25 protein-coding genes and 1 pseudogene are annotated in these 25,923 nt (G+C 67.8%); 18 read left to right on the forward strand and 8 right to left on the reverse strand.

The features are described from left to right. Nucleotides 1–101 precede the first annotated feature (101 nt). On the forward strand, nt 102–773 hold the full coding sequence (rpe, locus tag OG405_RS06425) for a ribulose-phosphate 3-epimerase (protein ID WP_327152244.1): 672 nt from the start codon (nt 102–104) through the stop codon (nt 771–773). A 72-nt stretch (nt 774–845) separates the two neighbouring features. Here rpe and OG405_RS06430 read toward each other — a convergent pair whose 3' ends face one another. Further along, nucleotides 846–1,307 carry a hypothetical protein gene (locus OG405_RS06430; protein ID WP_327150699.1) on the reverse strand — a complete coding sequence of 154 codons (462 nt, stop codon included), beginning with the start codon at nt 1,305–1,307 and terminating at the stop codon, nt 846–848. Between the two features lie 655 nt (nt 1,308–1,962). Here OG405_RS06430 and OG405_RS06435 point away from each other — a divergent pair. The 4 genes from OG405_RS06435 to OG405_RS06450 all read left to right on the forward strand — a co-directional run bounded on the left by OG405_RS06435 (nt 1,963) and on the right by OG405_RS06450 (nt 4,911). After that, nucleotides 1,963–2,583: a riboflavin synthase gene (locus tag OG405_RS06435; protein ID WP_327150700.1), complete on the forward strand. Its 621-nt coding sequence runs from the start codon at nt 1,963–1,965 to the stop codon at nt 2,581–2,583. A gap of 77 nt (nt 2,584–2,660) precedes the next feature. Continuing rightward, nucleotides 2,661–3,905, forward strand: coding sequence for a bifunctional 3,4-dihydroxy-2-butanone-4-phosphate synthase/GTP cyclohydrolase II (locus OG405_RS06440; protein WP_327150701.1), 1,245 nt, complete (start codon nt 2,661–2,663; stop codon nt 3,903–3,905). 28 nt (nt 3,906–3,933) lie between these two features. After that, nucleotides 3,934–4,413: a 6,7-dimethyl-8-ribityllumazine synthase gene (gene ribH / locus OG405_RS06445; protein ID WP_327150702.1), complete on the forward strand. Its 480-nt coding sequence runs from the start codon at nt 3,934–3,936 to the stop codon at nt 4,411–4,413. A 3-nt stretch (nt 4,414–4,416) separates the two neighbouring features. After that, entirely contained in the window at nt 4,417–4,911 is a 495-nt protein-coding gene (locus OG405_RS06450) for a PH domain-containing protein (RefSeq protein WP_327150703.1), read from the forward strand. 109 nt (nt 4,912–5,020) lie between these two features. Here the strand turns inward: OG405_RS06450 and OG405_RS06455 are convergent, their stop codons facing one another. Next, nucleotides 5,021–6,370 carry a DUF1254 domain-containing protein gene (locus tag OG405_RS06455; RefSeq protein WP_327150704.1) on the reverse strand — a complete coding sequence of 450 codons (1,350 nt, stop codon included), beginning with the start codon at nt 6,368–6,370 and terminating at the stop codon, nt 5,021–5,023. A gap of 69 nt (nt 6,371–6,439) precedes the next feature. Then, entirely contained in the window at nt 6,440–8,392 is a 1,953-nt protein-coding gene (locus OG405_RS06460; RefSeq protein ID WP_327150705.1) for a gamma-glutamyltransferase family protein, read from the reverse strand. Nucleotides 8,393–8,628: 236 nt separating this feature from the next. On the opposite strand from OG405_RS06460, the gene uvrC reads away from it, so the two are divergent. The 7 genes from uvrC (at nt 8,629) to tpiA (ending at nt 17,325) form a co-directional block, all read left to right on the forward strand. Continuing rightward, nucleotides 8,629–10,689 (forward strand): excinuclease ABC subunit UvrC, encoded by a 2,061-nt coding sequence (uvrC, locus tag OG405_RS06465; protein ID WP_327150706.1) that lies wholly within the window; start codon nt 8,629–8,631, stop codon nt 10,687–10,689. A gap of 176 nt (nt 10,690–10,865) precedes the next feature. Beyond that, entirely contained in the window at nt 10,866–11,789 is a 924-nt protein-coding gene (gene rapZ / locus OG405_RS06470) for an RNase adapter RapZ (RefSeq protein WP_442790729.1), read from the forward strand. Continuing rightward, the gene (locus tag OG405_RS06475) at nt 11,786–12,850 is read left to right on the forward strand and encodes a gluconeogenesis factor YvcK family protein (protein ID WP_327150708.1); all 1,065 of its coding nucleotides are present in this window, start codon (nt 11,786–11,788) and stop codon (nt 12,848–12,850) included. The genes rapZ and OG405_RS06475 overlap by 4 nt, the downstream gene beginning before the upstream one ends. Further along, nucleotides 12,847–13,824 carry a DNA-binding protein WhiA gene (whiA, locus tag OG405_RS06480; protein ID WP_327150709.1) on the forward strand — a complete coding sequence of 326 codons (978 nt, stop codon included), beginning with the start codon at nt 12,847–12,849 and terminating at the stop codon, nt 13,822–13,824. The genes OG405_RS06475 and whiA overlap by 4 nt, the downstream gene beginning before the upstream one ends. Nucleotides 13,825–14,263: 439 nt before the next feature. Beyond that, complete coding sequence (gap, locus tag OG405_RS06485) at nt 14,264–15,283, forward strand: type I glyceraldehyde-3-phosphate dehydrogenase (protein WP_327150710.1); 1,020 nt, start codon at nt 14,264–14,266, stop codon at nt 15,281–15,283. An 8-nt stretch (nt 15,284–15,291) separates the two neighbouring features. Continuing rightward, the gene (locus tag OG405_RS06490) at nt 15,292–16,539 is read left to right on the forward strand and encodes a phosphoglycerate kinase (protein ID WP_327150711.1); all 1,248 of its coding nucleotides are present in this window, start codon (nt 15,292–15,294) and stop codon (nt 16,537–16,539) included. Further along, on the forward strand, nt 16,540–17,325 hold the full coding sequence (gene tpiA / locus OG405_RS06495) for a triose-phosphate isomerase (RefSeq protein WP_327150712.1): 786 nt from the start codon (nt 16,540–16,542) through the stop codon (nt 17,323–17,325). 174 nt (nt 17,326–17,499) lie between these two features. Here tpiA and OG405_RS06500 read toward each other — a convergent pair whose 3' ends face one another. Continuing rightward, on the reverse strand, nt 17,500–18,288 hold the full coding sequence (locus tag OG405_RS06500; RefSeq protein ID WP_327150713.1) for an META domain-containing protein: 789 nt from the start codon (nt 18,286–18,288) through the stop codon (nt 17,500–17,502). Between the two features lie 94 nt (nt 18,289–18,382). Here OG405_RS06500 and OG405_RS29125 point away from each other — a divergent pair. The 3 genes and pseudogenes from OG405_RS29125 to secG form a co-directional block, all read left to right on the forward strand. Further along, a pseudogene (locus tag OG405_RS29125) lies at nt 18,383–18,538 on the forward strand (MFS transporter); the annotation flags it as partial. Between the two features lie 126 nt (nt 18,539–18,664). Then, entirely contained in the window at nt 18,665–20,272 is a 1,608-nt protein-coding gene (locus OG405_RS06505) for an MFS transporter (RefSeq protein WP_327150714.1), read from the forward strand. 55 nt (nt 20,273–20,327) lie between these two features. Beyond that, on the forward strand, nt 20,328–20,561 hold the full coding sequence (gene secG / locus OG405_RS06510) for a preprotein translocase subunit SecG (RefSeq protein ID WP_030521441.1): 234 nt from the start codon (nt 20,328–20,330) through the stop codon (nt 20,559–20,561). 9 nt (nt 20,562–20,570) lie between these two features. Here secG and OG405_RS06515 read toward each other — a convergent pair whose 3' ends face one another. After that, a complete protein-coding gene (locus tag OG405_RS06515; RefSeq protein WP_327150715.1) occupies nt 20,571–21,419 on the reverse strand; it encodes an SDR family NAD(P)-dependent oxidoreductase in 849 nt (282 codons plus the stop codon). 54 nt (nt 21,420–21,473) lie between these two features. Between OG405_RS06515 and OG405_RS06520 the strand changes: the two genes are divergently transcribed. Beyond that, entirely contained in the window at nt 21,474–22,445 is a 972-nt protein-coding gene (locus OG405_RS06520) for an alpha/beta fold hydrolase (protein ID WP_327150716.1), read from the forward strand. A 97-nt stretch (nt 22,446–22,542) separates the two neighbouring features. On the opposite strand, the gene OG405_RS06525 is transcribed toward OG405_RS06520, so the two are convergent. Beyond that, nucleotides 22,543–23,403, reverse strand: coding sequence for an alpha/beta fold hydrolase (locus tag OG405_RS06525; RefSeq protein ID WP_327150717.1), 861 nt, complete (start codon nt 23,401–23,403; stop codon nt 22,543–22,545). Between the two features lie 80 nt (nt 23,404–23,483). On the opposite strand from OG405_RS06525, the gene OG405_RS06530 reads away from it, so the two are divergent. Further along, a complete protein-coding gene (locus OG405_RS06530) occupies nt 23,484–23,969 on the forward strand; it encodes a MarR family winged helix-turn-helix transcriptional regulator (protein ID WP_327150718.1) in 486 nt (161 codons plus the stop codon). Between the two features lie 53 nt (nt 23,970–24,022). On the opposite strand, the gene OG405_RS06535 is transcribed toward OG405_RS06530, so the two are convergent. Both OG405_RS06535 and OG405_RS06540 read right to left on the reverse strand, forming a co-directional pair. Next, nucleotides 24,023–24,748 (reverse strand): SDR family NAD(P)-dependent oxidoreductase, encoded by a 726-nt coding sequence (locus OG405_RS06535; protein WP_327150719.1) that lies wholly within the window; start codon nt 24,746–24,748, stop codon nt 24,023–24,025. Beyond that, nucleotides 24,745–24,921: a hypothetical protein gene (locus OG405_RS06540; RefSeq protein WP_327150720.1), complete on the reverse strand. Its 177-nt coding sequence runs from the start codon at nt 24,919–24,921 to the stop codon at nt 24,745–24,747. Before OG405_RS06540 ends, OG405_RS06535 begins: the two co-directional genes overlap by 4 nt. Before the next feature lie 73 nt (nt 24,922–24,994). Between OG405_RS06540 and OG405_RS06545 the strand changes: the two genes are divergently transcribed. Continuing rightward, nucleotides 24,995–25,831, forward strand: a complete 837-nt coding sequence (locus tag OG405_RS06545) for an SMP-30/gluconolactonase/LRE family protein (RefSeq protein ID WP_327150721.1) — start codon at nt 24,995–24,997, stop codon at nt 25,829–25,831. Nucleotides 25,832–25,923: the final 92 nt, after the last annotated feature.

Here is a 25,923-nt window from a genome sequence, read left to right on the forward strand (position 1 = left end):
GGGCAATCAAACACAGCCCCGACCCCACGGTGCCACAGGCGCCGCCATAAACTCCGCCTGTGACTGCGTCCGAGCCCACGTTCACCCGTCCTGCGGCCCCGATGATCGCCCCATCCATTCTGTCCGCGGATTTCGCCCGGTTGGCCGATGAAGCCGATGCGGTGTCGACTGCCGACTGGTTGCACGTCGATGTGATGGATGCGCATTTCGTCCCGAACCTGACCCTGGGACTACCGGTGGTCGAGAGCCTTCTGAAAGCGACCGATATTCCGCTGGACTGTCATTTGATGATCGAGGATCCGGGCCGGTGGGCGCCGCCGTACGCAGAGGCGGGCGCCTACAACGTGACCTTCCATGCCGAGGCGACCGAGGATCCGGTGGCCGTGGCGCGCGATATCCGGGCCGCCGGGGCGAAAGCGGGTCTGTCGGTGAAGCCGAATACCCCGATCGAGCCCTATCTGGAGATCCTGCGCGATTTCGACACCCTGTTGGTGATGAGTGTCGAACCCGGTTTCGGTGGGCAGTCGTTCATGCCGGAGGTGCTGGAGAAGGCTCGGATCGTCCGGCGCCTGGTCGACGCGGGGGAGTTGCGGCTGGTGGTGGAGATCGACGGTGGGATCAATGCCGACACCATCGAGCAGGCCGCGGCCGCGGGGATCGATTGCTTCGTGGCGGGGTCGGCCATCTACAACACCGAGGATCCGGGCGCCACCGTGGAGAAATTGCGCCGGCAGGCCGAGTCCAGCAGGTCGGCGCATCACGTAATGCGCTGAGGTCCTCATACCGAGGTTCCTGTGCCGGCTGCGGTCCGAGCTGCCGGTCGTGGAGACCAGGCGATCGTCGGGCTATCGGGGGCTGCGGGCGCTCTCACGGGCGGCGTCGATCACCGCGTGTTGCGGCGGCCGGGTGCCCAGCGCGTCCGGTCCCGCGACCCACAGGCGATAGCCGCTGACCTCGTCCTCGGCCGAGGGCAGCACGATCTGGCTGCCGGTGCCGGCGACGGTGGTGTAGAGGCGAAAGAGTTCGGCGGCCGCGGTAGCGGTGAATTCGTCGTGTCGCGTGGGGCCGGTGAGGAAGGTCCAGCGCCGGGACCGTGGGTGGGCGAAGACCGGGCCGGCGATCTCCGCCGTCCGCAGCTGCGTCAGCACCTGTTCGCCGAGTTCGGTCGGCATGGTGACCGCGCCGTACGTGGCGCCCACGTGCAGCAGGATGCGCATCGATGCCGGATCGACCACCGCGGGCAGCAGATCCTTCTCCCGGTACCGCCGGCAGTGTCGTTCCAGAGCGGTTTCGGTGAAAGCGGTCATAACGGTTCGGCTTCCTCGAGTGGTGGCGTGCCTGGCTGGGGCGACGGCATCCGCCGGTGTGGATATCGGACGGATCCGCTCGGTGTCGCGGGGACCCGATGCTCGGACAACCTGTCTCTGGGCCGAGAGACGCTGGATGCGCGGCGGGGCCGGGTGTACCGGCCGGGCCTGGCTTCGGGCGGATCCAGTTGTCGTGATGAAGGCTTGTGGCGCACGGTGTTCCGCGGCGGTGGCCGTCCTCGTACGAGTACTGCGTCCGGCCGCGCCGCGGGGTGGTCGAGGCGGGTGAACCGGTCACCTCACAATATTGCGCCAGCCGCTGTGAGCGTGCAAATCGAGAAACATTTCGGGTTTCGATGCGGTCTCGTTCGGGAAAAGTGCCGGGCAGTCAGTCCGGTCTGGACCGGATCGCGGCCCGTCGGAAGCGGTATCGGTGGTTGCCGGGAAAATGTGACCGCGGTCTCTGAACAGTAAATTTTCCGGATTGGGCCGTCGGCCCCGTGGCCCGTGGATCGGAGTGTCCGGTGGGTGGCCGACGTCATGGCCGGGCCCTCGGGCGGGCCACTAGTCTGGTCGTGGACGGCGAACTGGGAATACTCGGTATCCCTCCCACCGTTCCGTATGCGGAACACCGACGCAGAAAACGGGAGATTGCATGTTCACGGGCATCGTCGAGGAACTGGGCGAGATCGTCGCCCGCGAACAACTGACCGACGCGGCACGGCTGACGATCCGCGGGAAGCTGGTCACCTCCGATGCCGGGCACGGTGATTCGATCGCCGTCAACGGCGTCTGTCTCACCGTCGTCGATGTACTCGACGGTGCGTTCACCGTCGATGTGATGGGTGAAACGCTGCGGCGGTCGAGTATCGGCGGACTCGAGCCCGGATCCCGGGTCAATTTGGAGCGTGCGGCCGCGGTGAACAGCCGTCTCGGCGGCCATATCGTGCAGGGGCATGTGGACGCTACCGGCACCATCCTGGCCCGGACACCGGAAGACAACTGGGAATTGGTCCGGGTCTCACTGCCCGACGCGATCGCCAAGTATGTGGTGGAGAAGGGCTCCATCACCGTGAACGGCATCTCGCTCACCGTGTCCGGGCTCGGCCGGACCGATGACCCGGCCGCCGACGGAACCCGGGACTGGTTCGAGGTCTCGCTGATTCCGACCACGCTGAGCCTCACCGACCTCGGTACATCCACCTCCGGGACGGTCGTGAACCTCGAGGTCGATGTGATCGCCAAGTACGTCGAGCGCCTCCACCAGCGCGGCTGACGACTCCGGCCGCGCCCGGACCGGCCGAACAGACCCAGTAGTGTGATCGGGACCTATCGAGATGGAGCAGTGCAGACGTGACCAGGTTCGACAGCATCGAGCGCGCGGTCGCCGATATCGCGGCCGGTAAACCGGTCGTCGTGGTCGACGACGAGGACCGGGAGAACGAGGGCGACCTCATCTTCGCCGCGGAGAAGGCCACCCCGGAACTCGTGGCGTTCATGATCCGCTACACCTCGGGCTACATCTGCGTACCGCTCACCGGCGACGACTGCGATCGGCTGGGCCTGCCTCCGATGTACGCGGTGAACCAGGACAAGCACGGCACCGCCTACACCGTGTCGGTCGATGCCAAAGAGGGCGTGACCACCGGTATCTCCGGCGCCGACCGGGCCACCACCATCCGGCTGCTGGCCGACGGCGATGCCAAACCGAACGATTTCACCCGGCCCGGCCATGTGGTGCCGCTGCGGGCCAAGGACGGCGGCGTGCTGCGCCGGCCCGGCCACACCGAAGCCGCCGTGGATCTGGCCAGGATGGCCGGGCTGCGCGCGGCCGGGGTGATCTGCGAGATCGTCAGTCAGAAGGAAGACGGGCATATGGCCCGCACCGACGAGCTGCGGGTCTTCGCCGACGAACACGAACTGGCGTTGATCTCGATCGCCGAGATGATCGCGTGGCGGCGTAAGCACGAGAAGCATGTCGTGCGGGTCGCGCAGGCGCGAATTCCCACCGTGCACGGGGAGTTCACCGCCGTCGGCTACCAGAGCATCTACGACGATGTCGAACATGTCGCGCTGGTCCGCGGGGATGTCGGCGACGGCGAGGACGTCCTGGTCCGGGTGCATTCGGAATGCCTGACCGGCGATGTCTTCGGTTCGCTGCGCTGCGACTGCGGGCCGCAGCTGGACGCGGCTCTGGAGATGGTGGCCGCCGAGGGGCGCGGCGTGGTGCTGTACATGCGCGGACACGAGGGCCGTGGCATCGGACTCATGCACAAACTCCAGGCCTATCAGCTGCAGGATTCCGGGCACGACACGGTCGACGCCAATATCGAACTCGGCCTGCCCGCCGACGCCCGCGACTACGGGACCGGCGCGCAGATCTTGGTCGACCTCGGCCTGCGGTCGATGCGGCTGCTGACCAACAATCCGGCCAAACGGGTCGGGCTCGACGGGTACGGGCTACGGATCACCGAGCGGGTGCCCATGCCGGTGCGGGCCAATGCCGAGAACCTGCGTTACCTGCGCACCAAACGCGACCGGATGGGCCACGACCTGGTGGGTCTCGACGATCTGGACCTCGGGGAGACGGCGCAGTGACGATGGTCGGATCGAAAGGCGGAAACCGATGAGCGGCACCGGGGTACCGAGCTTCGCGCTCGCGGATGCCAAGGATCTGCGGTTGGCGATCGTGGCGTCCCGCTGGCATACCGAGATCTGCGACACCCTGGTCGCCAACGCCGAACGCGTGGCCGCCGAGGCCGGAGTACATCACACGACGGTGGCGCGCTGCGCCGGAGCGATGGAGTTGCCGGTCCTGGCCCAGGAACTGGCTCGCACCCACGACGCCGTGGTCGCGCTGGGTGTCGTGATCCGGGGTGATACCCCACATTTCGACTACGTCTGTGATTCGGTGACCGCTGGTCTGACACGGGTGTCGCTGGACGAGAGCACCCCGGTGGCCAACGGCGTACTCACCACCGACAACGAGCATCAAGCCCTCGACCGGGCCGGACTTCCGGATTCGGCGGAGAACAAAGGGGAGCAGGCGGCCGCGGCCGCACTGGATGCCGCCCTCACCCTCCGCGCACTCCGCACGGCAGGCTGAGTCGTGCCCGTGGTTCGGATCTGGCGCCGGGGTGAAGCCGCCGCAGCGGGGACTACCGCCGCATGGGAGCTGGAGGTGCGCCCGCGCAGGTCGCGGCGTACGGCGGTGATCGTCGCGGGGGTCCTGGTGGTGGCGTTCGCGCTGCTCGGGATCTTCCTGCGGTCCGGCTACACCGGGGTGAACTTTCGGGTGGTGGACCAGTTCGCGATGGCGGCCATCGGTTTCTTCGGCGCGGCGGCCGTCCTGCTGCTCACCCGGCCCCGCGTGCGCGCCGGCCGACACGGCGTAGCGGTTCGGAATGTGCTCGGGGACAACGAGTTCGAGTGGAAACATATTCGCGGTGTCTCGTTCCCCGATCGCAAGGCATGGGCTCGGCTGGAACTGGTGAACGACGATTACGTGCCCATGCTGGCAGTGCGGTCGAATGACGGCGAACATGCCGCGGCGGCCCTGGACCGGCTCCGTGAACTGGGTGCGAAGTACATCACGTCCAGCTGACGTCCGATCGCGGACCGAACCCGACCGGCCCGGCGTCGGCCGGTGCTCCACCCCGGGCCTACGTCATCGGGCCGATGAGTTCGCGCTGCTCGTGGCCGTAGTGGGCCTGCTACTCGACGCGGATGATCGGGGGAAGTTCGTAGCTGCCGTCGAACACGGCCGCGTGTGGTTCGTAGACCCGTAGCACCGGCCGGAACGTCCCGGCCGGTGCGGGCAGCCAGTTGGCCCGCTCTTGCGGATCGGTGGGTTCGTGGTGCTGCAGAACCATGGTGAGCGAACCGTCCGGGGCCGTTCGCAATCCGGGTGTGCGATCGCCCAGCGAGTAGCGGCCGATCGGATTGGCCACGAGGTAGAAATCCGGTGTGTCGTACATGGTCACCGACCAGAACGCAGCGCACGGTGGCGGCTCGGCGAAGCGCAGCTCGTAGCGATGGGCGCCGTCCAGCGGCCGGCCGTCGCTGTCGGTGTAGACCATCGCATAGGCGGCCTCGTAGCCGTGGTTGCCCCAGAGCGCGCCGCGGGCCGCCGCGGCGCGCAGTAGATAGCGGTCCGGATCGTCGGGAAGTTTCCAGTGCGGATCGTCGAGAGCGCCGACCTGGAAGAAATCCAGGTTGTAGTCGAAGGCGTGATAGCTCAGATTCCAGCCGTTCTGCTGGGGGGCGCCGCTGCGGGTCAGTGCCGTTTCGAGTCGCTGTTTCCCGGCCGCCGCACCTTCGCGCAGGATCACCGCCCGATCCGGGTCGAGATCGGCGTACGGCGTTTCGGCGTCCAGTAAACCCAGCGGCCGGAAACGCTGCTGGTAGCGGTGATCGCGGTCGGCGGGCGGGTAGGCGCGCATCCACACTCGGAGCTGTTCGAAGAAAACGAGGTCCTCGGGAACTCCGGGGGACGGACCCGGCAGGCCTCGCCCGGGCGCCGTGGCCGTCAGCCGCAGCTCCTTCTGCAGTGCGCGAACCGCGGGGAGATCCGCATCCCCGTCCACCGCCCACCGGCCGATGATGGTCGCGACCGGGGTGGGGGATTCGATCACAGTGACATCCTCGGGCGGCATACCGTCCCAGCCGGCCGACACCAGCAGGTAAGCCCCTGCGAGGGTGCCGGTGGACCGATGACCGATATAGGCGAAGTTGTTCGTCCAGGCGTCGACGAACTGCATCACGTAATAGCGGCCCGCCGCATCCGGTACATCGAAGCGAACCGGTCCGCCGCCGGTATCGATATTCGCGATCGAGTAGACGGTGTCGTTGTTGATGGAGACGAACGTGTCCTGCGGCCCGGCGAGAGTGGTGGCGTGGCTGAATTCGTTCAACGGTGCCGGAGGCAGGCTGCCCATCCCGGCGCCGGTGAATCGTGCCACCTGCCGGAGATCGAAGACGAGCGGGAAGCCGTAGACGAACGCCTCTGCCGCCAGCGCGGTCAGTTCGCTTCGGGACAGCCCGGTGGTATCGGTGCTCGGCATGACCTCAGCGGATCACGGAGCCGCGGGGCGGTGGATCACCCGGAGCGGGTGACCCGCCCACCGCGAGTGTCAGCGGGCGTCTCCGAGTACCTCGCCTTCGCGCCGGGGATCCGCGCCGCCGACCCAGCCGCTGTCACCATCGCGGCCGAGCACACTGAGCCCGCTGGTCTGCGGGGCCACCGATACCTGATGGCCTCGTTCGCGCAGCCGGGTGACCAGGGGATCGCGGGTGCCGTCGGCATCGGCATCGATCGCCGGATGCTCGCCGCCGACATTCGTGACGGGCGTGTTCGCGGCGCCGAAGGCCACCGCGGAGACTGCCTGCTGCGGATCCAGCCCCCAGTCCAACATGCCGACAAGGGCTTTCACCACGAATTGGATGATCACCGAACCGCCGGGCGAGCCGACGACATGGGTGAGCGCACCTCGTTCGGAATCGGTTCCGGCTTCGAACACCAGGGTCGGGCTCATGGAGCTACGCGGGCGTTTACCCGGTTCGATCCGGTTGGCGACCGGTTTGCCGTCGGTACCGAGCGGGTCGGTGGCGAAATCGGTGAGCTGGTTGTTCAACAGGAAACCGTCGACCATGTGGAACGAGCCGAAGGCCGATTCCACTGTCGTGGTCATGGCTGCCGCGTTTCCATAGGAATCGACCACCGAGATATGGCTGGTGCCGTGCTCGGGCGGCTGGGGTCCGATACCCACCGGCGCCGCCCCGAACTCACCGGGTTTCGCGGTGCCCATCGTCTTGTGCGGGTCGATGAGCTCGGCCCGCTTGTCCAGGTACTCCGGGTTAACCAGCGTCTCCGGTGAATTTCCGGGCAGCGGAACGTAATCCGGGTCGGCGACGAACTTGTCCCGGTCCGCGTAGGCGAGCCGTTCGGCTTCGGCGATGAGATGTACCGCCTCGGCTTGCGGGACACCACCGTTACGATCCACCCGCTCCGGCGGCATGGCAGGCAGGTCGAAGTTCGCCAGGATGCCGAGCGTGGCCGCCACCGTGATACCACCCGAGGACGGCCCCGGCATTCCGCAGACCTCGTGCTCGCGGTAGCCGGTGCACAGCGGGGTGCGTTTCACCGCTCGGTAGGAGTCGAGGTCCGCGGCTTCGAGGAGGCTCGGGGTGCGCCCGCCCGCCCGTGAACCGGCCGCGACGACGATGTCCTGGGCGATCGGGCCGGTGTAGAAACCGTCCGCGCCCTCGGTGGCCACGGTGTTCAAAGTCTTCGACAGGCCCGGATTGGTCAGGACGGTGCCCGCCGCCTTGGGGGAGCCGTCCGGGTTCAGGAAGTATTCGGCCGCGGCCGGATCGCGGGCCAGTTCGGCGGCGGAGTCCGCGATCTGCCCGGCCAGCCGTGGACTGATCTCGAAACCCTGATCCGCCATCGACACCGCAGGATCGAACAGTTCCCGCCACGGGATGTGGCCGTGCTCGGAATGGGCGAGTTCGAGCATGCGGACCACCCCGGGCACTCCGATGGAGCGGCCGCTGGCCCGGGTATCCGGTTTCGGTTCGGTGCGGTCGGTATCGCTGGTCCAGCGTAGATAGTTCTCGGTGGCCCCGGCCGGGGCCGTCTCCCGGCCGTCGTAGGCATCCAGGGTCTCGTGCTCGGCGTCGTAGTAGAGCAGGAACGCGCCCCCGCCGAGCCCCGAGGCCTGCGGTTCGGTGAGACCCAACACCGTCTGTGCGGTGATCAGCGCGTCCGCCGCGGTCCCGCCGGCCCGCAGCACCTCGCAGGCGGCGCGGGTCGCGTGGGAGTTCGCGGTGGATACGGCGTAGCCGCTGGTCCGGACCGCAGTCATCTCACTGCGGTAGCCGGACGCGATCTCCGGGTTCGTTGCGAGATCCCGGGAAGTGGGGGCGATCGAGCCCGCCGACGGTGCGGTGGTCACCGGGGTACCGTTCGGTACCGGGGTGCACGGGCCCGCCGACCCGGTATCGTCCGAACATCCGCTGAGCGAGCCTGCCAAGAGCAGCGCCGTCACTGTCAGCGCGTACCGAATCCGTTGTATCGGGCGCATATTCGAACTCTAGCGGGCCGCGGCGACTGTGGCGGCCGAACTCGCCCCGGCTGGGGGAACCCGGGGCGGAACTGCATACCGCTGGTAGGGCACCGGAACTGTGTAGTGTGGCCGGCGCAACATCGCCGGTCGGCCCGCGACGAGCCGGCTTCCTCCCAGCCCCCAGCCCCCAGCCCCCAGCCCCCAGCCGGCGGCCGGCGGCGGAGTGTGTCCGAGGCCGCTACTACGCTGGATACGTGGCAGATCCCGCGACGTACCGGCCGCAGCCCGGCTCAATTCCGCTCGAACCCGGTGTCTACAAGTTCCGGGACTCCTACGGCCGGGTCATCTATGTCGGCAAGGCGAAAAGCCTGCGTAATCGGCTCAACTCGTACTTCGCCGATATCACCGCACTGCATCCGCGGACCCGCCAGATGGTCACCACCGCCGCGGGCGTCGAATGGACCGTGGTGTCCACCGAGGTGGAAGCACTACAGCTCGAATACAACTGGATCAAGGAGTTCGATCCGCGATTCAACGTCCGCTACCGCGACGACAAATCCTATCCGGTGCTGGCGGTCACCCTGAACGAGGAGTATCCGCGGCTGTTCGTCTACCGCGGCGCCCGGAAGAAGGGGGTCCGTTATTTCGGCCCCTACGCCCACGCCTGGGCGATCCGGGAGACCCTGGATCTGCTGCTGCGGGTCTTCCCGGCCCGCACCTGCTCGGCCGGGGTCTTCAAACGGCACAACCAGATGGGCAGACCGTGCCTGCTCGGCTATATCGACAAATGTTCGGCGCCGTGTGTGGGACGCGTCTCCGCCGCCGAGCACCGGCGGATCGTCGACGATTTCTGTGATTTCCTGGCCGGTCGCACCGACCGGATGGTCAAGGACTTGGAACGCCGCATGCAGGCCGCCGCCGCGGACCTCGATTTCGAGACCGCGGCGCGGCTGCGCGACGATGTGCAGGCGCTGCGCCGGGCCTTGGAGAAACAGGCCGTTGTCCTGGGCGACGGGACCGATGCCGATGTGATCGCCTTCGCCGGAGACGACCTCGAGGTCGCCGTGCAGATCTTCCACGTCCGCGACGGCCGGGTGCGCGGCCAGCGCGGCTGGGTGGTGGACAAATCCGGTGACGCCGCCGACACCCCCGAACGCGGTGGTGAGCTGGCCGCACTGGTGGAACAGTTCCTCACCCAGTTCTATGCGGAACAGGCCGCGGTGGCCGAGCAGACTCCCGGTGAACAGCCGGCGGCCGTGGTGCCGCGGGAGGTGCTGGTCCCCGAACTACCCCCCGATGTCGACGAGGTACAGCGCTGGTTGTCGACGCTGCGGGGTGCGTCGGTGCGGTTGCGGGTCCCTCAGCGGGGCGACAAGAAGGCCCTGGCCGAGACTGTGGCGCGTAATGCCGAGGAGGCGCTGGTTCAGCACAAACTCCGCCGCGCCGGTGACCTGACCTCGCGTTCGGTGGCACTACAGGACATCCAGGAGGCCCTCGACCTCGACACCGCACCGCTGCGGATCGAATGTGTGGACATCAGCCACGTACAGGGCACCGATGTGGTGGCCTCGCTGGTGGTCTTCGAGGACGGGCTGCCCAAGAAGTCCGATTACCGCCACTACGCCATCCGCGAGGCCGCCGGTGACGGGCGCTCCGACGATGTCGCCAGTATCGCCGAAGTGACCAGGCGCCGGTTCGCGCGGCTGCGGCGTGAGCGCGACGCCGCCGAGCAGGCCGATCTCGCGGGAGCGGTCCCGATGGCGGTGTTCGGTACGCCTGCGCCTTACCACGGCGCCGAGCACGCGGAGGTGGACGGCGAGACGGAGATCGTGACCCGGCCGGGTATCGACCCGAAGACCGGCCGGCCGCGAAAGTTCGCCTATCCGCCGAATCTCTATGTCGTCGACGGCGGCGCCCCGCAGGTGGCTGCCGCGGCGGAGGTGCTCGAGGAGTTCGGTATCACCGATGTCGCCGTTGTCGGTCTCGCGAAACGCCTGGAGGAGGTCTGGGTCCCCGGCGAGCCCGACCCCGTGGTGCTGCCGCGGACCAGCGAGGCCCTCTACCTGCTGCAACGGGTGCGTGACGAAGCGCACCGCTTCGCCATCACCTTCCATCGCAGTAAGCGGACCCGGCGGATGACGGCGTCCGCGCTGGACGCCGTACGCGGTCTGGGCGAAACCCGGCGAACCGCGCTGGTGACCCATTTCGGCTCGGTCGCGCGACTGAAGGAGGCCACTGTCGAGGAGATCATCGAGGTGCCCGGTATCGGGCGCGCCACCGCGGAGGCGGTACTGGCCGCACTGCACGAGCGATAGCGCCCGGCGCGGCGCCCGCCGCAACTGCGCGGCGACCGGCGCCGGTCACGTACGTTTGTTCCTGCGTCCCGCGGTACCGACCGGGGGCGCGGCCCTACAGCAAGGTGACCGAAACGCATTCCCGAACAAGATCCGGGTGGTACATGACTCGCGTCGAATCGAACAACAGTACGAAAGTGGTGCCGGATGCGGAATCCGGCTCGGGCACCCCGGTCGAAGTCGTGATGGTGACCGGCCTGTCCGGTGCGGGGCGGGGAACGGCCGCGCGGGTCCTCGAGGATCTGGGCTGGTACGTCACCGACAATCTGCCGCCGGAACTGATTGTCCGCATGGTGGAACTGGGTTCCTCCGCCGATCCACCCATCCGGCGGCTGGCGATCGTGATGGATGTGCGCAGCCGGTTCTTCACCGGCGACCTGTCCGCGGTCATCGAACAGCTACGGGCCCGCGGGGTTCCCACCCGGATTCTTTTCCTGGAGGCTTCCGACGATGTGTTGATCCGCCGGTTCGGTTTCGCCCGGCGCCGCCACCCGCTGCAGAACGACAGCGCCGAGGGGACCCTGTCCGCCGGAATCGCCGCCGAACGGGTCCGGCTCGCGGGAGTGAAAGCCGCCGCGGATGTGGTCATCGACACCACCGAGCTGTCCATTCACCAATTGCACCGGAAATTGGAGGAGGTCTACGGCGGCGGCACGCCGGTGGCGCTGCAGTTGACCGTTCAATCGTTCGGATTCAAGTACGGTGTCCCGCTGGACGCGGACATGGTGCTGGATGTGCGTTTCCTGCCCAACCCGCACTGGGTACCTGAACTTCGGCAGCACAGTGGTCAGGAAACGGTGGTCAGCGACTATGTGCTGTCCCGTCCGGGTGCCGATGATTACCTGCGGACCTGTGACCACCTGATCGAGCTGACCACCCAGGGTTATCGCCAAGAGGGGAAGCGTTACATGACGGTCGCAGTGGGCTGCACCGGCGGCAGACATCGCAGTGTCGCGATCGCCGAGGCCCTCGGCAAGATCAACGGCAGCCGGATCGACGAGGACGCGGACGGGCCGGTGGACGCGGTACGGGTACTGCACCGGGATCTGGGGCGCGAATGACGATCTCGGAGAACGGATCCGCCGACCCGTCCGATCCCGCGGTCGTCGCGCTCGGTGGCGGCCACGGGCTGTACGCGACTCTGTCCGCGGTCCGGCGGATCACCCGCCGGATCAGCGCGGTCGTGACGGTCGCCGACGACGGCGGCTCCTCCGGCCGGCTGCGCGCCGAACTGGGTGTACCGCCCCCCGGCGACCTACGGATGGCGTTGGCGGCGCTGGCCGCCGACGCCGACGGTGTGCTCACCCGGACCGTGCAGCACCGGTTCGGGGGTACCGGCGCCCTGGCCGGGCATTCCGTGGGCAACCTGCTGCTGGCGGGGCTCACCGAGGTGCTCGGCGATCCGGTAGCCGCGCTCGACCAGGTGGGTGAACTGCTCGGCATCAGTGGGCGGGTGCTGCCCATGTCGAATATCCCCCTGGATATCGAAGCCGATGTCTCCGGGCTGGAAGCCGATCCGCGGGTGAGCCGGTGTATCCGCGGCCAGGTCGCGGTCGCGACGACACCGGGGCAGGTGCGGCGGGTGCGGCTGCTGCCCGCCGATCCGCCGTCCTGCGCCGAGGCCACCGCTGCCATCGAACAGGCGGACGCGGTGATCCTCGGGCCGGGGTCGTGGTTCACCAGCGTCATACCGCATCTGCTGGTACCGGAGTTGCGTGACGCGCTGGTGCGCACCCGGGCGCGTAAAGTGCTGATCCTGAACCTCGCCGCGCAGCCCGGTGAGACCGCGGGGTTCTCCGCCGAACGGCACCTGCATGTATTGTCCCAGCACGCACCGGATTTCGCGGTCGACGAGGTTCTGGTCGACTCCGGGTGCGTGCCGGAAGGGCGGGAACGTGAGCATGTGGCCAGAGCTGCCGGTCAATTACGGGCGCGAGTAGTTTTTTCCGATGTCGCCGACGCGGGAACCGACCGGCACGACTCCGGAAAGCTCGCCGCCGCACTGGATCAACTGATCCACGAGCCTCGGCCACAGTTGCCGGGGCTTCGAGTCGAGGGACGGCACATGGGTCAGGATGTGCGGTCCGGGTTGGGTGGAAAGGAGCACGTCTCGTGGCGATGACAGCCGAAGTGAAAGACGAGCTGAGCCGGCTCGCCGTAACACAGGTGAGTGCGCGCAAAGCCGAACTGTCCGCCCTGCTGCGTTTCGCCGGCGGCCTCCATATCGTCGGCGGGCGGGTGATAGTCGAAGCCGAAGTCGATATGCTCTCCATCGCACGGCGGCTACGGCGGGAGATCTTCGAACTCTACGGATACGGGTCGGACGTTCATGTGCTCAGCGCCGGTGGCCTGCGCAAATCCTCCCGTTACGTGGTCCGTGTCGCGAAGGAGGGCGAGGCCCTGGCGCGGCAGACCGGTCTGCTCGACGTGCGCGGCCGGCCGGTGCGCGGACTACCCGCCCAGGTCGTCGGCGGCAGCGTCGCCGACGCGGAATCCGCCTGGCGCGGTGCCTTCCTGGCTCACGGATCCCTTACCGAACCCGGCCGCTCCTCAGCTCTCGAGGTGAGTTGCCCCGGACCCGAGGCCGCCCTGGCTCTGGTCGGCGCGGCCCGGCGGCTCGGGATCTCCGCCAAGGCCCGTGAAGTGCGCGGCACCGACCGGGTGGTGGTCCGCGACGGCGAAGCCATCGGCGCCCTCCTCACCCGCATGGGCGCTCAGGACACGCGGCTGACCTGGGAAGAACGCCGCATGCGGCGTGAAGTCCGCGCTACCGCCAACCGGCTCGCCAACTTCGACGACGCCAACCTGCGGCGCTCGGCCCGCGCCGCAGTCGCCGCGGCGGCCCGGGTGGAGCGGGCCCTGGAACTGCTCGGTGACGACGTACCGGACCATCTGGCCGCGGCGGGGAAGCTGCGAGTCGAGCACCGGCAGGCGTCGCTCGAGGAACTCGGCCAGCTCGCGGACCCACCGATGACCAAGGACGCGGTAGCGGGCCGGATCCGCCGCCTGCTGTCGATGGCGGACCGGCGAGCCAAGGAACTGGGTGTGCCGGATACGGAGTCGGCGGTGACGGCGGAGCTGCTCGACGACGCATGAGATGAGGGTGCCGGGCAGGGGGAACCGATGAGGTGCCCCACTGCCCGGGCCGCCGGGGTCGGGTATCCGACCTGCTCGGCGCCCACCCGCGCATGTTCCAGCCTCCAGTGCCGACGCCTCGTTCCGGAATTTCCCGGCTTTCCGCATGCCCGGCAGGCCTGGCATCCGCCGCACCGGCCGTCCCGGGCCTTCGGGCACCCGCCGGGTCCGAGCGGCGAAGCCATCGTGCGAGTATTGAGGTAAGGGGGCGCTCGATTGTTCTTCCGTTCTGGGCGGTATGCCCGGAACCACGGGATTTGCCCGCCGGGTTTCTCACAGTGCCGGGTCGGTGATCGTGCGGTTTCTCAGCGGCGCCGGGCACTTGTCGGGGCGACCCCGGCCGGGCACTAGGGTGATCAGACATCGGAACGAATCCGTTTGAAAGCTGAGGAGCGATATCGTGACTGTCCGGGTAGGCATCAACGGCTTCGGTCGTATCGGCCGTAACTTCTTCAGGGCGGTCGAGGCGCAGAAGGCGCTCGGCACCACCGACATCGAGATCGTCGCGGTCAACGACCTCACCGACAACGCGACCCTCGCCACGCTGCTGAAGTACGACTCGATCCTGGGTCGGCTGCCCCAGGATGTGTCGCTCGACGGTGAGGACACCATCGTGGTCGGCGACCAGCGCATCAAGGCGCTGGCGATCAAGGAGGGCCCGTCGGCATTGCCGTGGGGTGACCTGGGTGTGGACGTGGTGGTCGAGTCCACCGGTATCTTCACCGACGCCACCAAGGCGAAGGGGCATCTGGCCGCCGGCGCGAAGAAGGTCATCATCTCCGCCCCGGCCAAGGGCGAGGACATCACCATCGTGATGGGTGTCAACGACGACAAGTACGACGGTAGCCAGAACATCATCTCCAATGCCTCGTGCACCACCAACTGCCTGGGCCCACTGGCCAAGGTGCTGCACGACGAGTTCGGCATCGTCAAGGGTCTGATGACCACCATCCACGCCTACACCCAGGACCAGAACCTGCAGGACGGCCCGCACAAGGATCTGCGTCGTGCCCGCGCCGCCGCAGTGAACATCGTGCCCACGAGCACCGGTGCGGCCAAGGCGATCGGCCTGGTGCTGCCGGACCTCAACGGCAAGCTCGACGGCTACTCCCTGCGGGTGCCGATTCCTACCGGTTCGATCACCGACCTGACCGCCGACCTGGCCAAGAAGGCCACTGTCGACGAGATCAACGCGGCGTTCAAGGCTGCTGCCGAGGGACCGCTGAAGGGCATCCTGAAGTACAACGTCGACCCGATCGTGTCCAGCGATATCGTCACCGACCCGCACTCGTCGATCTTCGACGCACCGCTCACCAAGGTCATCGATGATCAGGTGAAGGTGTACTCCTGGTACGACAACGAGTGGGGCTATTCCAACCGCCTCGCCGACCTCATCGGCCTCGTCGGCAAGTCTCTCTGAGGAACGGCGTGACTGTCAAAACTTTGGAAGATCTCCTCGCCGAGGGTGTCGAGGGGCGTGGCGTGCTGGTGCGCTCCGACCTCAACGTTCCGCTGGACAACGGGCAGATCACCGATCCGGGCCGCATCGTCGCGTCGGTGCCGACCATCCGCGCGCTGGTGGAAGCCGGCGCCAAGGTGGTCGTCACCGCGCATCTCGGCCGTCCGAAGGGCACACCGGACCCGGCGTTGTCGCTCGCCCCGGTAGCCACCCGGCTGGCCGCCGAGCTGGGACGTAATGTGCAGCTCGCCGGTGATGTGGTGGGCCAGGATGCGCTGGCGCGCTCCGAGGGCCTCACCGACGGGGATGTGCTGCTGCTGGAGAACATCCGCTTCGACCCGCGGGAGACCAGCAAGGACGACGCCGAACGCGCGAAGCTGGCCGCCGCACTGGTGGAACTGGTCGGCGACGACGGTGCGTTCGTCTCCGACGGGTTCGGTGTGGTGCACCGCAAGCAGGCGTCGGTGTACGACGTGGCGAAACTGCTGCCGCATTACGCGGGCACGCTCGTCGCGGCGGAAGCCGATGTGCTGGCCCGGCTCACCGAATCCACCGACCGCCCGTACGCGGTGGTACTCGGCGGGTCCAAGGTGTCGGACAAGCTGGCGGTGATCGAGGCGCTGGCCCCCAAGGTCGACACCCTGGTCATCGGTGGCGGTATGTGCTTCACTTTCCTTGCCGCCGAGGGTCTTTCGGTCGGCTCCTCGCTGTTGCAGGAGGAGATGATCGATACCTGCAAGGGTCTGCTGGATCGCTACGCCGACGTCATCCATCTGCCGCGCGATATCGTCGTCGCCGATTCGTTCTCCGCGGACGCGGAGTCGAAGGTCGTGCCGTGCCACGAGATCCCGGACGGCTGGCTGGGTCTGGACATCGGTCCCGAATCGGTGCAGCGTTTCGCAGTGTTGCTCACCGCGGCGCGCACCGTGTTCTGGAACGGGCCGATGGGTGTGTTCGAGTTCGAGAAGTTCGCGGAAGGGACCCGCGGAGTGGCCGAGGCCATCGCGACGGCCACCGGCAAAGGTGCGTTCACCGTGGTCGGCGGCGGGGATTCCGCTGCCGCCGTGCGTGCACTGGGTATCGCTGAGAGCGATTTCTCGCATATCTCGACCGGCGGCGGTGCGTCGCTGGAGTACCTCGAGGGCAAGACGTTGCCCGGTATCAGCGTGCTCGACGATGCGGAAGGCGCCGCGCTCAACGCCTCAGAGGAGGCGTAGATGGCCCGGAAACCGCTGATCGCGGGCAACTGGAAGATGAACCTCAACCACCTCGAGGCCATCGCTCTGGTGCAGAAGATCGCGTTCGCGCTGCCCGACAAGTACTTCGACAAGGTCGATGTCACGGTGATTCCGCCGTTCGTCGATCTCCGCAGCGTGCAGCTGCTGGTCGAGGGCGACAAACTCCGCATCACCTACGGCGCGCAGGATGTCTCGGTGCACGAATCGGGCGCATACACCGGCGAGGTCAGCGCGGCGATGCTGGCGAAACTGAACTGCGCGTTCGCGGTGGTCGGGCATTCCGAGCGCCGGCAGTACCACAACGAGGACGACGCCACAGTGCTGGCGAAGGCCAAGCAGGCGCTGAAGCACGGCATCACGCCGATCGTCTGCATCGGTGAGGGACTGAACGTACGCGACGCCGGCACCCATGTCGAGCACAACCTCGAACAGCTGCGAGGTTCGCTGAAGGGCCTTACCGCCGCGGAGATCGCGAAGGTGGTGATCGCCTACGAACCGGTCTGGGCGATCGGTACCGGCAAGGTCGCGACCCCCGCCGACGCCCAGGAAGTCTGCGGCGCGATTCGTAGCGAACTGGTGCAGCTGGCCGGCGAGCCGGTCGCCGAAACCGTCCGAGTGCTCTACGGCGGTTCGGTGAACGCGAAGAACGTCGGCGAGCTCACCCGGCAGACCGATATCGACGGGGCTCTGGTGGGCGGGGCGTCGCTGAAGGGCGATGAATTCGCCACCCTGTCCGCCATCGCGGCGGGCGGGCCACTGCCCTGATCGGCCGTTGACCCGATGAGGCCCGCCGGTTCCCGACCGGCGGGCCTCATCGTTTCCGTCCTTGCGGTCGTGAATGCCGGCCCGGCCACGGACCGTGGGGCGCAGGGCTCACAGATCATGAGCGCTGGGCGGCGTCCGTTCGCGCCGATACTCTGCGAGATCTGCCGGGCCTCGTTACCGGGCGCGCAGGGTCAGGCCGTGACCGTTGAGGTTGCGCAGGGTGAGGGTGTCGGCGTCGACCGTGGCCTGCGCTGTGCCGTCCAAGGTGGTCAGTACCGCCTGTTCCACCTCCATGACCTCGGGTGTGCACATCATCCGTGTGGTGGCGGCGGTGAAGGCGATATCGGCCCCGGCCGGTGTCTCGGTGACTACGGCGCGGCCGGTGAGCCGATTGCATCCGGCGAATCCGGTGAGCGAATCGTCGGCTCCGACGGTGAGGGTGGGCTGCACCTGGTCGACGGTCTGCGAGGAGATCTGGGCGTCGGGGGTGAGCAGGGTGGTCACCACCCATTCGGTGCCGCGGATCGGCCGGTCCGGTTGCAGGACCTTCTTGTCGGTGAGGACGACTGTCGTCTCCTTACCCGTCAGCGTCAGCCGGTCCTGATCGAGCTGCCAGGTGGGGTCCGCGCGAAACAGGTCGCCGATCCAGGTGTCGGAACCGGCCCGGTCGCCCGGACATCCGATCAGGGTGCTCGCGAGCCCGGAGACGTGCAGGACGTGGTCGCCGAGATCCACCGTACCGCTGTGTGTGTTGCATCCGGCGTCCGCCGAGATCCGGTCGTCGGCGAAGGTGAGGGTGAGCGGACCGCCGCCGGGGATGGGCGTACCGGTGACCTCGGTGGAAATATAGGTATGGCCGATAGGGGTGGGTTCGGGCGCGGCTGGTTCGTTGTCCGAGCATGCTGTCGCGGCAAGTAGGAGCAGCGATAGGGTCGCACCGAATCGGAATGCTCGTCCCGGCATGACGGCGATGCTACCCGGCGCACCGGCTCGCCCGCTGCGCCGAAACCCGCCCGCCGCTCGAATCGCCTTGATTCCAACGCTTCCGACCTGGGCTGTTGTCCTCTCGGGCCTGACGCCGATGATCGTCACAGCCCTGATCGCGCTGGGCGGTTCGACATGATGGCCGGCCTGCGGCTACCTGGTGGCCACCGCGGTGGTGAGCGTAATCGCCACATTCTTCATCGGCGAAGACGACCGGCTCACCGCCTGATCGTGGGATGTATCGGCGCACTACTGGGCGGCGTACCGGCCCGCGCGCGTCGCGGGGTTGCGGCCGCCCGAGGTCGTGGCCGGTCGCGGGGTCCTTCACCCGGCGGGCCGGTCAGAGCACGACGCTATGCTGTCCCGAGTGACCGCAGCCGCATCGAAACCTGTTTCTACTTGGGCGCCGCTGCGATTGCGGGTCTATCGTGCGTTGTGGATCGCGCAGCTGGTGTCCAATCTCGGCACCTGGATGCAGATGGTCGGGGCCCAGTGGGTGCTGGTCGATGAACCCAACGCCGCCGCGCTGGTCTCCTTCGTCCAGACGGCGACGACGCTGCCGGTGATGATCCTGGCCATCCCGTCCGGTGTGCTGGCCGATCTACTGGACCGCCGGCGTCTGTTGCTGGGCGCCCAGTCCACGATGGCGGTGCTGGCGATCACCCTGGCGGTGTCCACCGCCGCCGGCCACACCACTCCGTCGGTATTGCTCACTCTGCTGTTCCTGCTCGGATGTGGTCAAGCGGTGGTGGGCCCGGCCTGGCAGGCGATCCAGCCCGAACTGGTGCCCCGGGAGCAGATTCCTTCGGCCGCCGCGCTCGGCAGTATGAATATGAATATCGGTCGGGCGGTGGGGCCGGCCATCGCGGGTGTGCTCGTCGCGCTGTCCGGTCCGGCGCTGGTGTTCGCGCTGAACGCTGTCTCGTTCGCCGCCATTGTCGCGGCGCTGCTGTTCTGGCGGCGGCCGCGGGTGACCAGGGATCTCCCCAGCGAACGCCCGCTCGCGGCCTTGCAGGCAGGGACCCGTTTCATCAAATCCGCGCCCGCGATCCGGCGCGTCCTGCTGCGTACGGCTCTTTTCGTGGCGCCCGCCAGCGCGCTGTGGTCGCTGCTGCCGGTGATCGCCCGCAACCAGCTCGGCCTGGGTTCCTCCGGGTACGGCGTGATGCTGGGAGCGCTCGGCGTGGGTGCCGTGCTCGGTGCGCTGGGTCTGGCCCGGGTGCGGGCGCTGCTCACGCCCACTCAGCAGGTCGCGGTCGCCGCGGTGGTGTTCGGGATCGCCTGCGCCGGGACTGCCCTGGTGCAGGTGGAGGCGCTGGTACTGCTGCTGCTGGTATTCGCGGGGGCGTCGTGGCTGCTGACTCTGTCCACTATGAACGCGACCATGCAGTTGCTGCTGCCCGGCTGGGTGCGGGCCCGCGGACTGTCGGTGTACCTGCTGGTGTTCATGGCCGGGCAGGCGATCGGCTCGGTGGTGTGGGGTCTGGTCGCGGGCGCCTACGGGGCGGTGACCGCGTTGCTGGTGGCGGCAGCGGGGCTCGGCGTATGCGCGGTGAGCGCCGTCTGGCTGCCGCTGCGCGAGTTCGCGCCCGGCTTCGATCTGACACCACACGCGTACTGGCCGGAACCGCAGCTGGCGGTGGAACCCGACCCCGACGACGGCCCGGTATTGGTACTGAAGGACTACGACGTGCCTGCGGACAAAGTGCCGGAGTTCCTGGCGGCGATGAGCTTCGTCGGGCGATCCCGGCAGCGGACCGGGGCCATGGAATGGCGGTTGTACCGCGATGTGAGCAGTACCGACCGCTATGTGGAGGCGTTCGTGGTGCGGTCCTGGTCCGAGCACATGCAGCAGCACAAGGTGCGGCTGACCGCCCAGGACCTGATGCGCGAACGGGCGGTCTCGGAATTCGCGCACGACGAGACACTCACCCACCTGGTCTCGGTGGAACCGCAGGCATAGGGGCTGCCGGACTGCGAATGGGATTCGTCCGGGGCCACCCTCTAGACTGTCCGGCATGCGGATGTTCCTGGATATCCTCCTGATCGTCACCAGCCTGCTGCTGGTGCTGCTGGTGCTGTTGCACCGGGCCAAGGGCGGAGGTCTGTCCAGCCTGTTCGGTGGTGGGATGCAGTCGAGTCTGTCCGGGTCGACGGTGGCCGAGAAGAACCTCAACCGCATCACGATCTTCACCGGCATGGTCTGGTTCATCGCGATCCTGGGGATCGGGCTGGAGATCAAATTCGCCTGACCCGCCGGGTCAGTCGTGGCGGGGGACTCTCCCATCCACATCGGTGAAACCGTAGTCGCCGGCCAGATCGGCGACCTTCCAGGCCTGCCCGGACCGTTTCCGGCGTTCGGGGTCGGTGGCGAGCGCCACCACAGCTCGGCCCGCGAACCGGGGGCTCTCCGCCAGATTCAGGTCGAAGCTGCCCTCGCCGGGCAGTGTCACGACCCGGTTGCCGTCCGCGTCGGCGGGCACCATCTGCAGTAGTTCGGTATCGACGATGCCCGGCCAGATCGAGACCACGGTGACCTCGGTATCGGCCAGGTCATGCGCGAAATCCGCGGTCATCCGGTCGAGCGCGGTTTTGGCGACCCCGTAGACCGCATTGTGCATATACCGCTGGGAGCCGGGTGAGGAGATATTGACGATCAGCCCGTCGCCCTTCAACAACAGTGGCGCGGCGTAGACGGCGGCCGTGTAGTGCGAGCGCACACCGACCTGGAAGGTTTCGTCCCAGGCCTTCGGCGGAACCTCCCAGAACTTTCGGCCGAGCCAGCGGGCCGCGGCGGGGGAGTTGTAGACATTGTTCACCAGGATGTCGAGCCGGTCGTGGTCGGCGCCGATCCGTTCGAGGAGTGCGGCGGTGGCGTCGTCGTCGCGGTGATCGCAGACGATCGGTACGCCGGTGCCGCCGAGTTCGTCGATCCGGGCGGCGGTTTCGGCCACGGTGCCCGGGAGGGTGCCCGGCCGGTCCGACCGGCCGGTTACATAGACGGTCGCGCCGGCGGCGCCCAGTTCCAGGGCGATACCTTTGCCGATCCCGCGACTCGCGCCGGTGACCACCGCGATCCGGTGCTTCAGGGGGTGTGGTGTTCCGTTCACAGTTCCGGAACGTTACCGTTAAACTGTAACGCGTTCTAGTATTCGGGAGGTGCGGTGGAGCCGACACACCGGTTCGTCGACACCGGCGGGGTGCGGATGCATGTCGCCGAACAGGGCCGGGGGCATCCGGTGATCTTCTGCCACGGATTCCCGCACACCTGGTACGTCTGGCATCGCCAGCTCGCCGCTGCCGGGGCCGCCGGGTACCGGGCGATCGCCCCCGATCTGCGTGGCGCCGGCCGAACCGGAGCGCCGGAGTCGATCGACGACTACACCAACGAGGCCGTGGTGGGTGATCTGCTCGCGCTACTCGACGATATCGACGCCGACCGAGCGGTTTTCGTGGGCGTCGATTTCGGTGCGGCCCTGCTGTGGGAGCTCGCCCTGCGCGCACCGGAGCGGGTGCGGGGGCTGGTGATCCTGAACAATCCCTTCGCGCCGCGGGCCCCGAAGCGACCGGGGTACTACTGGGGGAAGATGGCCGAACGGCATTTCCTGCACCTGCAGTACTTTCAGGAACCCGGCGTGGCCGACGCGCATCTGGCCGAGCGGCCGCGGGAGTTCCTCTCCCGCGTCTATTACGCACTGAGTGGGGATTTCCACTATCTCGATGTATGGAAGAACCCACCGGGAACTCGGTACATCGACGCCCTTCCCGACGCGCCGGACCTGCCCTGGCGCTGGCTGTCTGCGGCCGAGTTCGACATCCTGGCAACCGATTTCGAGAACTCCGGTTTCACCGGCGGTCTCAACTGGTATCGGGCGATCGACCGCAACTGGGAACTGACCGCCGATTACGCCGAGGCTGCCCCCAGCGTGCCGGTGTATTTCGTCTACGGCGAGAACGATCCCGATATGGAGGGGTTCAGCGGCCGCGATCCGCTCGATACGATGCGCGCCCTGTTGCCGGATCTGCGCGCCGTACAGCGAGTACCGGGCGCCGGTCACCTGGTGCAGTTGGAAGCGACGGAGGCGGTGAACGGGTTCCTGCTGGAGGCGCTCGGCGAGCTCACGACCCCGCAGTAGTAGCCCTCGGGGTATGCGCCGGGTAATTTCGGTGTGCGGGGGTGTCGGCCCGCGCGTCGAACCCGAGGGTCGCTCGGACTGGTGTCCAGATCGCCGTTCAGCCGTTGTGTGCGGCGGCTGCGGGCGACTGTTCGAGGACCTCGCGCAGCCGGGCGGCGAAAGCGGCCGGATGGGTGGAAAGGCTGTGACCGCCCGGGAATTCGGTGACTTCTCTGTCCAGTAGGGCAGCCAAGGCGCGGGCGCAGTCGTAGTTCCAGATCTCCCGGGACCCGCGACCGGCGGCGGGCACGATGTGCACGGGGGTGGCGGCGAGTGCGGCGATGCGCTCGGCGTCCAGACCCGACGAGCGGATCTCCGGCAGATCCCGGGACAGGAAGAAGTGCAGGTCGTCCAGATCGTCCGGTCCGCGTGGTGCGGGCGGGACGACGCCGGGTTCTCTGTCGGAGAAATCAGCATGGATCAGCTCGGCGAGTTTTCGGAGCGCGGGGAGCGCGCCCTCGCCACGGTAGACCTCGGCGAGGGCGGCGAGATCAGCGTGGGCGCGGGCGCGGGCCGAAGCGGGTAGCAGGCAGATCGTGGCCGGGTCGTGGGCGACGAGGGTGCTCACCTGCTCCGGATGATCCCCGGCCAGGGTGAGTGCGATGAGCGCACCGTAGCTGGAACCGAAGATCCGGGCTGGTTCGTCGGTGAGGGAGGCGAGCAGGCGGTGGGTGTCGTCGGCGTGGGTGGCCACGGTGACCGGCGCGGCCGGATCGTCGAGGGTGCTGCCGGACAGGCCGCGGCGGTCGGCGACGACCACCGTGTAGCCGCCGGTCGCGAGTCGTTCGGCCAGGTCGGCGCCGCGGGCGGCATTGCCGTCGCCGCCTTGCATCAGCAGTAGCAGGGGGCCGGAGCCGTGGATCTCGTAGTGCAGGGACGCGCCGGGGACGGGGAGGCGGCCGGTTCGGAAGTCGCTCATACCGAGAACCGTAATGCATCTTTTTAGATACATCAAGAAAGATGCATCTGAGATGATGCTTCTCGGGTAGCGTGCCGGGAATGAACGGAGTGGAACTTTTCCTGTTGGGGCGCACCCTGATGAAAATCGGTGAGGAGGCGATGCCGACCGAAGGACTGCGCGAGTACTCGACCAGCGTGCGTTCGGTATTGATCGTGGCCAGCGATATCGTCGAGAACCCCGGCAGTGCGGTGGGGGAGATCGCGACACGAACGGGTCTCCCGCAGAGCCGAGTTTCCGGCTGCGTCGCCCGGTTACGTGAGGCGGGCGCGATCGCGAGTGAACCTGATCCGGCCGATCGGCGTCGCGTCCTCATCCGGCAAGCGCCCGACGCATCGGATCGGGTCGATCTCGTCCGATCCACCACGATCGATCCAGCGCTCGCGGCGGCGCTCGGCACCGACGATCCCGATGATGTCGCCGGAGTCGTCGCCTCGTTGGAGACACTCGCGCGCCGATTGACTCCCGGAACCCTGTCTCGTCTGCGTCCCGCATCCGGCCGCTCGCGGACCTCGGCTCGCGACTGATCACGGGGTCCGGCGCAGAATCGTCCACGGCGCGGTACGTGCCGGTGGTCGCCTCAGCGCGTCGTGTGAGCGCCGCCGTTGACGTGGATGGTCTGTCCGGTGATGTGGCGGGCGTGCGGCGAGGCCAGGAATTCGATGACGCCGGCCACATCGTCCGGGGTGCCGGCCCGATTGTTGTGGGTGGACCCGATGAGCTGGGCGCGCCGCTGCTCGGTCATCGTCCCCTGGAAGAATTCGGTGTCCTCGATATAGCCCGGCGCGACCGTGTTCACCGTGATCCCGGTAGGCGCCAGCTGCGCCGAGAGGCCCGCCGACCATGCTTCGAGCGCAGCTTTCGCGGCCCCGTAGGACGATGCGGCGTATTCGGCGCCGATCGAGCCGATATTGATCACCGACCCGCCCGCGCGCAACCGACCGCGCAGCGCGGTGGTGGTGAGTACCGCGCTCAGCAGGTTCGCGGTCAGGTTCGACTGCCAGCGCTCGGTCAGTTCTTCCAGTGCTGCCCCGCCGGGTTCGCCGGCGGTGAGATCGGTATTGCCGCCGGCCATGTTCACCAGCACGTCCAACTCGGGCCCCAGCAGCTCGGCGAAGCGCTCCACCGCGGTCGGCACCCCGGCGTCGCAGACGATGCCGCGCACGCCGAGGTCCTCGGCCGCCTGCTGGACCCGCTCGGTGGAACGCCCGGTGATCACCACGGCGTCGCCCGATTCGGCGAATTTCCGCGCGACCCGGCGGCCGATCCCGGCGGTCCCTCCGGTGACGACGACTATCCGGCTCATCCATCTCTCCTTCCGGCATATTGAGCACTGAACATATCGGGAAAGGGGAGCTTCCGGCCTTCCGGCTCACCAACCGCCAGTTCGTGGCCCAGCGTCGGCGTGCCCTGCTCGACGCCCGGCCGCATACGGTATCGGCTGACCAGAAGGTCCTCGTTCGCGGAGTTGTCGGCCACGGGCCGCCCCGCCGATGAGTTCCGCGCGTTCGCCCCGTCCGCATTACCACCGTCGAACGAAGGGAACGGGCACGTGGACACACCAGAGGTACTGCTCGAAGGAGTCGTCTTCGGTGAATCGCCGCGCTGGCACGATGGGCGATTGTGGTTCTCCGATTGGGGTGCCGGCCAGGTGATCGCCGTCGACGGCCCGGGACGCAGCGAGGTGATCGCATCGGTGTCCTCGTTCCCCATGTGCATCGACTTCCTGCCCGACGGGCGGCTGCTGATCGTCGATTCGGCCAGGCAGCGCCTGTTGCGCCGTGAACCCGGCGAAAACCTGGTACTCCACGCCGACCTTGCCGTGGAAAGCGATGAACCGTGGAACGATATCGTCGTCGACGCCCGGGGTAACGCCTATGTCAACAGCATCGGATTCGATTTTCCCGGAGGCGATTTCGCGCCCGGTTTCATCGTGGTGGTGACCTCGGACGGTACGGTGCGCCGGGTCGCGGAAGATCTCGCATTCCCGAACGGGATGGCGATCACCGCGGACGGCACCACGTTGATCGTCGCCGAATCCTATGCCGAGCAACTCACCGCCTACGACATCACTCCCACAGGTGATCTCGCCGGTCGCCGTGTCTGGGCACCGACCTCCGGCGACCACCCCGACGGTATCTGCCTCGATGCGGAAGGGGCGGTCTGGTACGCGGATGTCGGCAATCGGCATTGCGTGCGGGTAGCCGAAGGCGGTGCGGTACTGGCCACCGCCGAATCGGATCGCGGAGCTTTCGCGTGCGTGCTCGACAGCGATGTGGAGCGGCCCCGGCTCTTCGTGGTGGGCCAGGACTACGGCGGCGACTCGGCCGGACCGACCGGCCGGGTCGTGGCTTTCCCCGCGCCCGCGCCGGGAGCGAGCCGGTTCTGATCTCCGTGAGCGCGCGGTGACTCCCCGCCTGGGGTTCGCTCGTCCCGGTTGCCCGGCCGGGCAGGATGCGCACCGCCGATACCCACCCGGCG

It is taken from the genome of Nocardia sp. NBC_01329 (assembly GCF_035956715.1).
In the GTDB taxonomy this organism is placed as follows: Bacteria; Actinomycetota; Actinomycetes; order Mycobacteriales; family Mycobacteriaceae; genus Nocardia.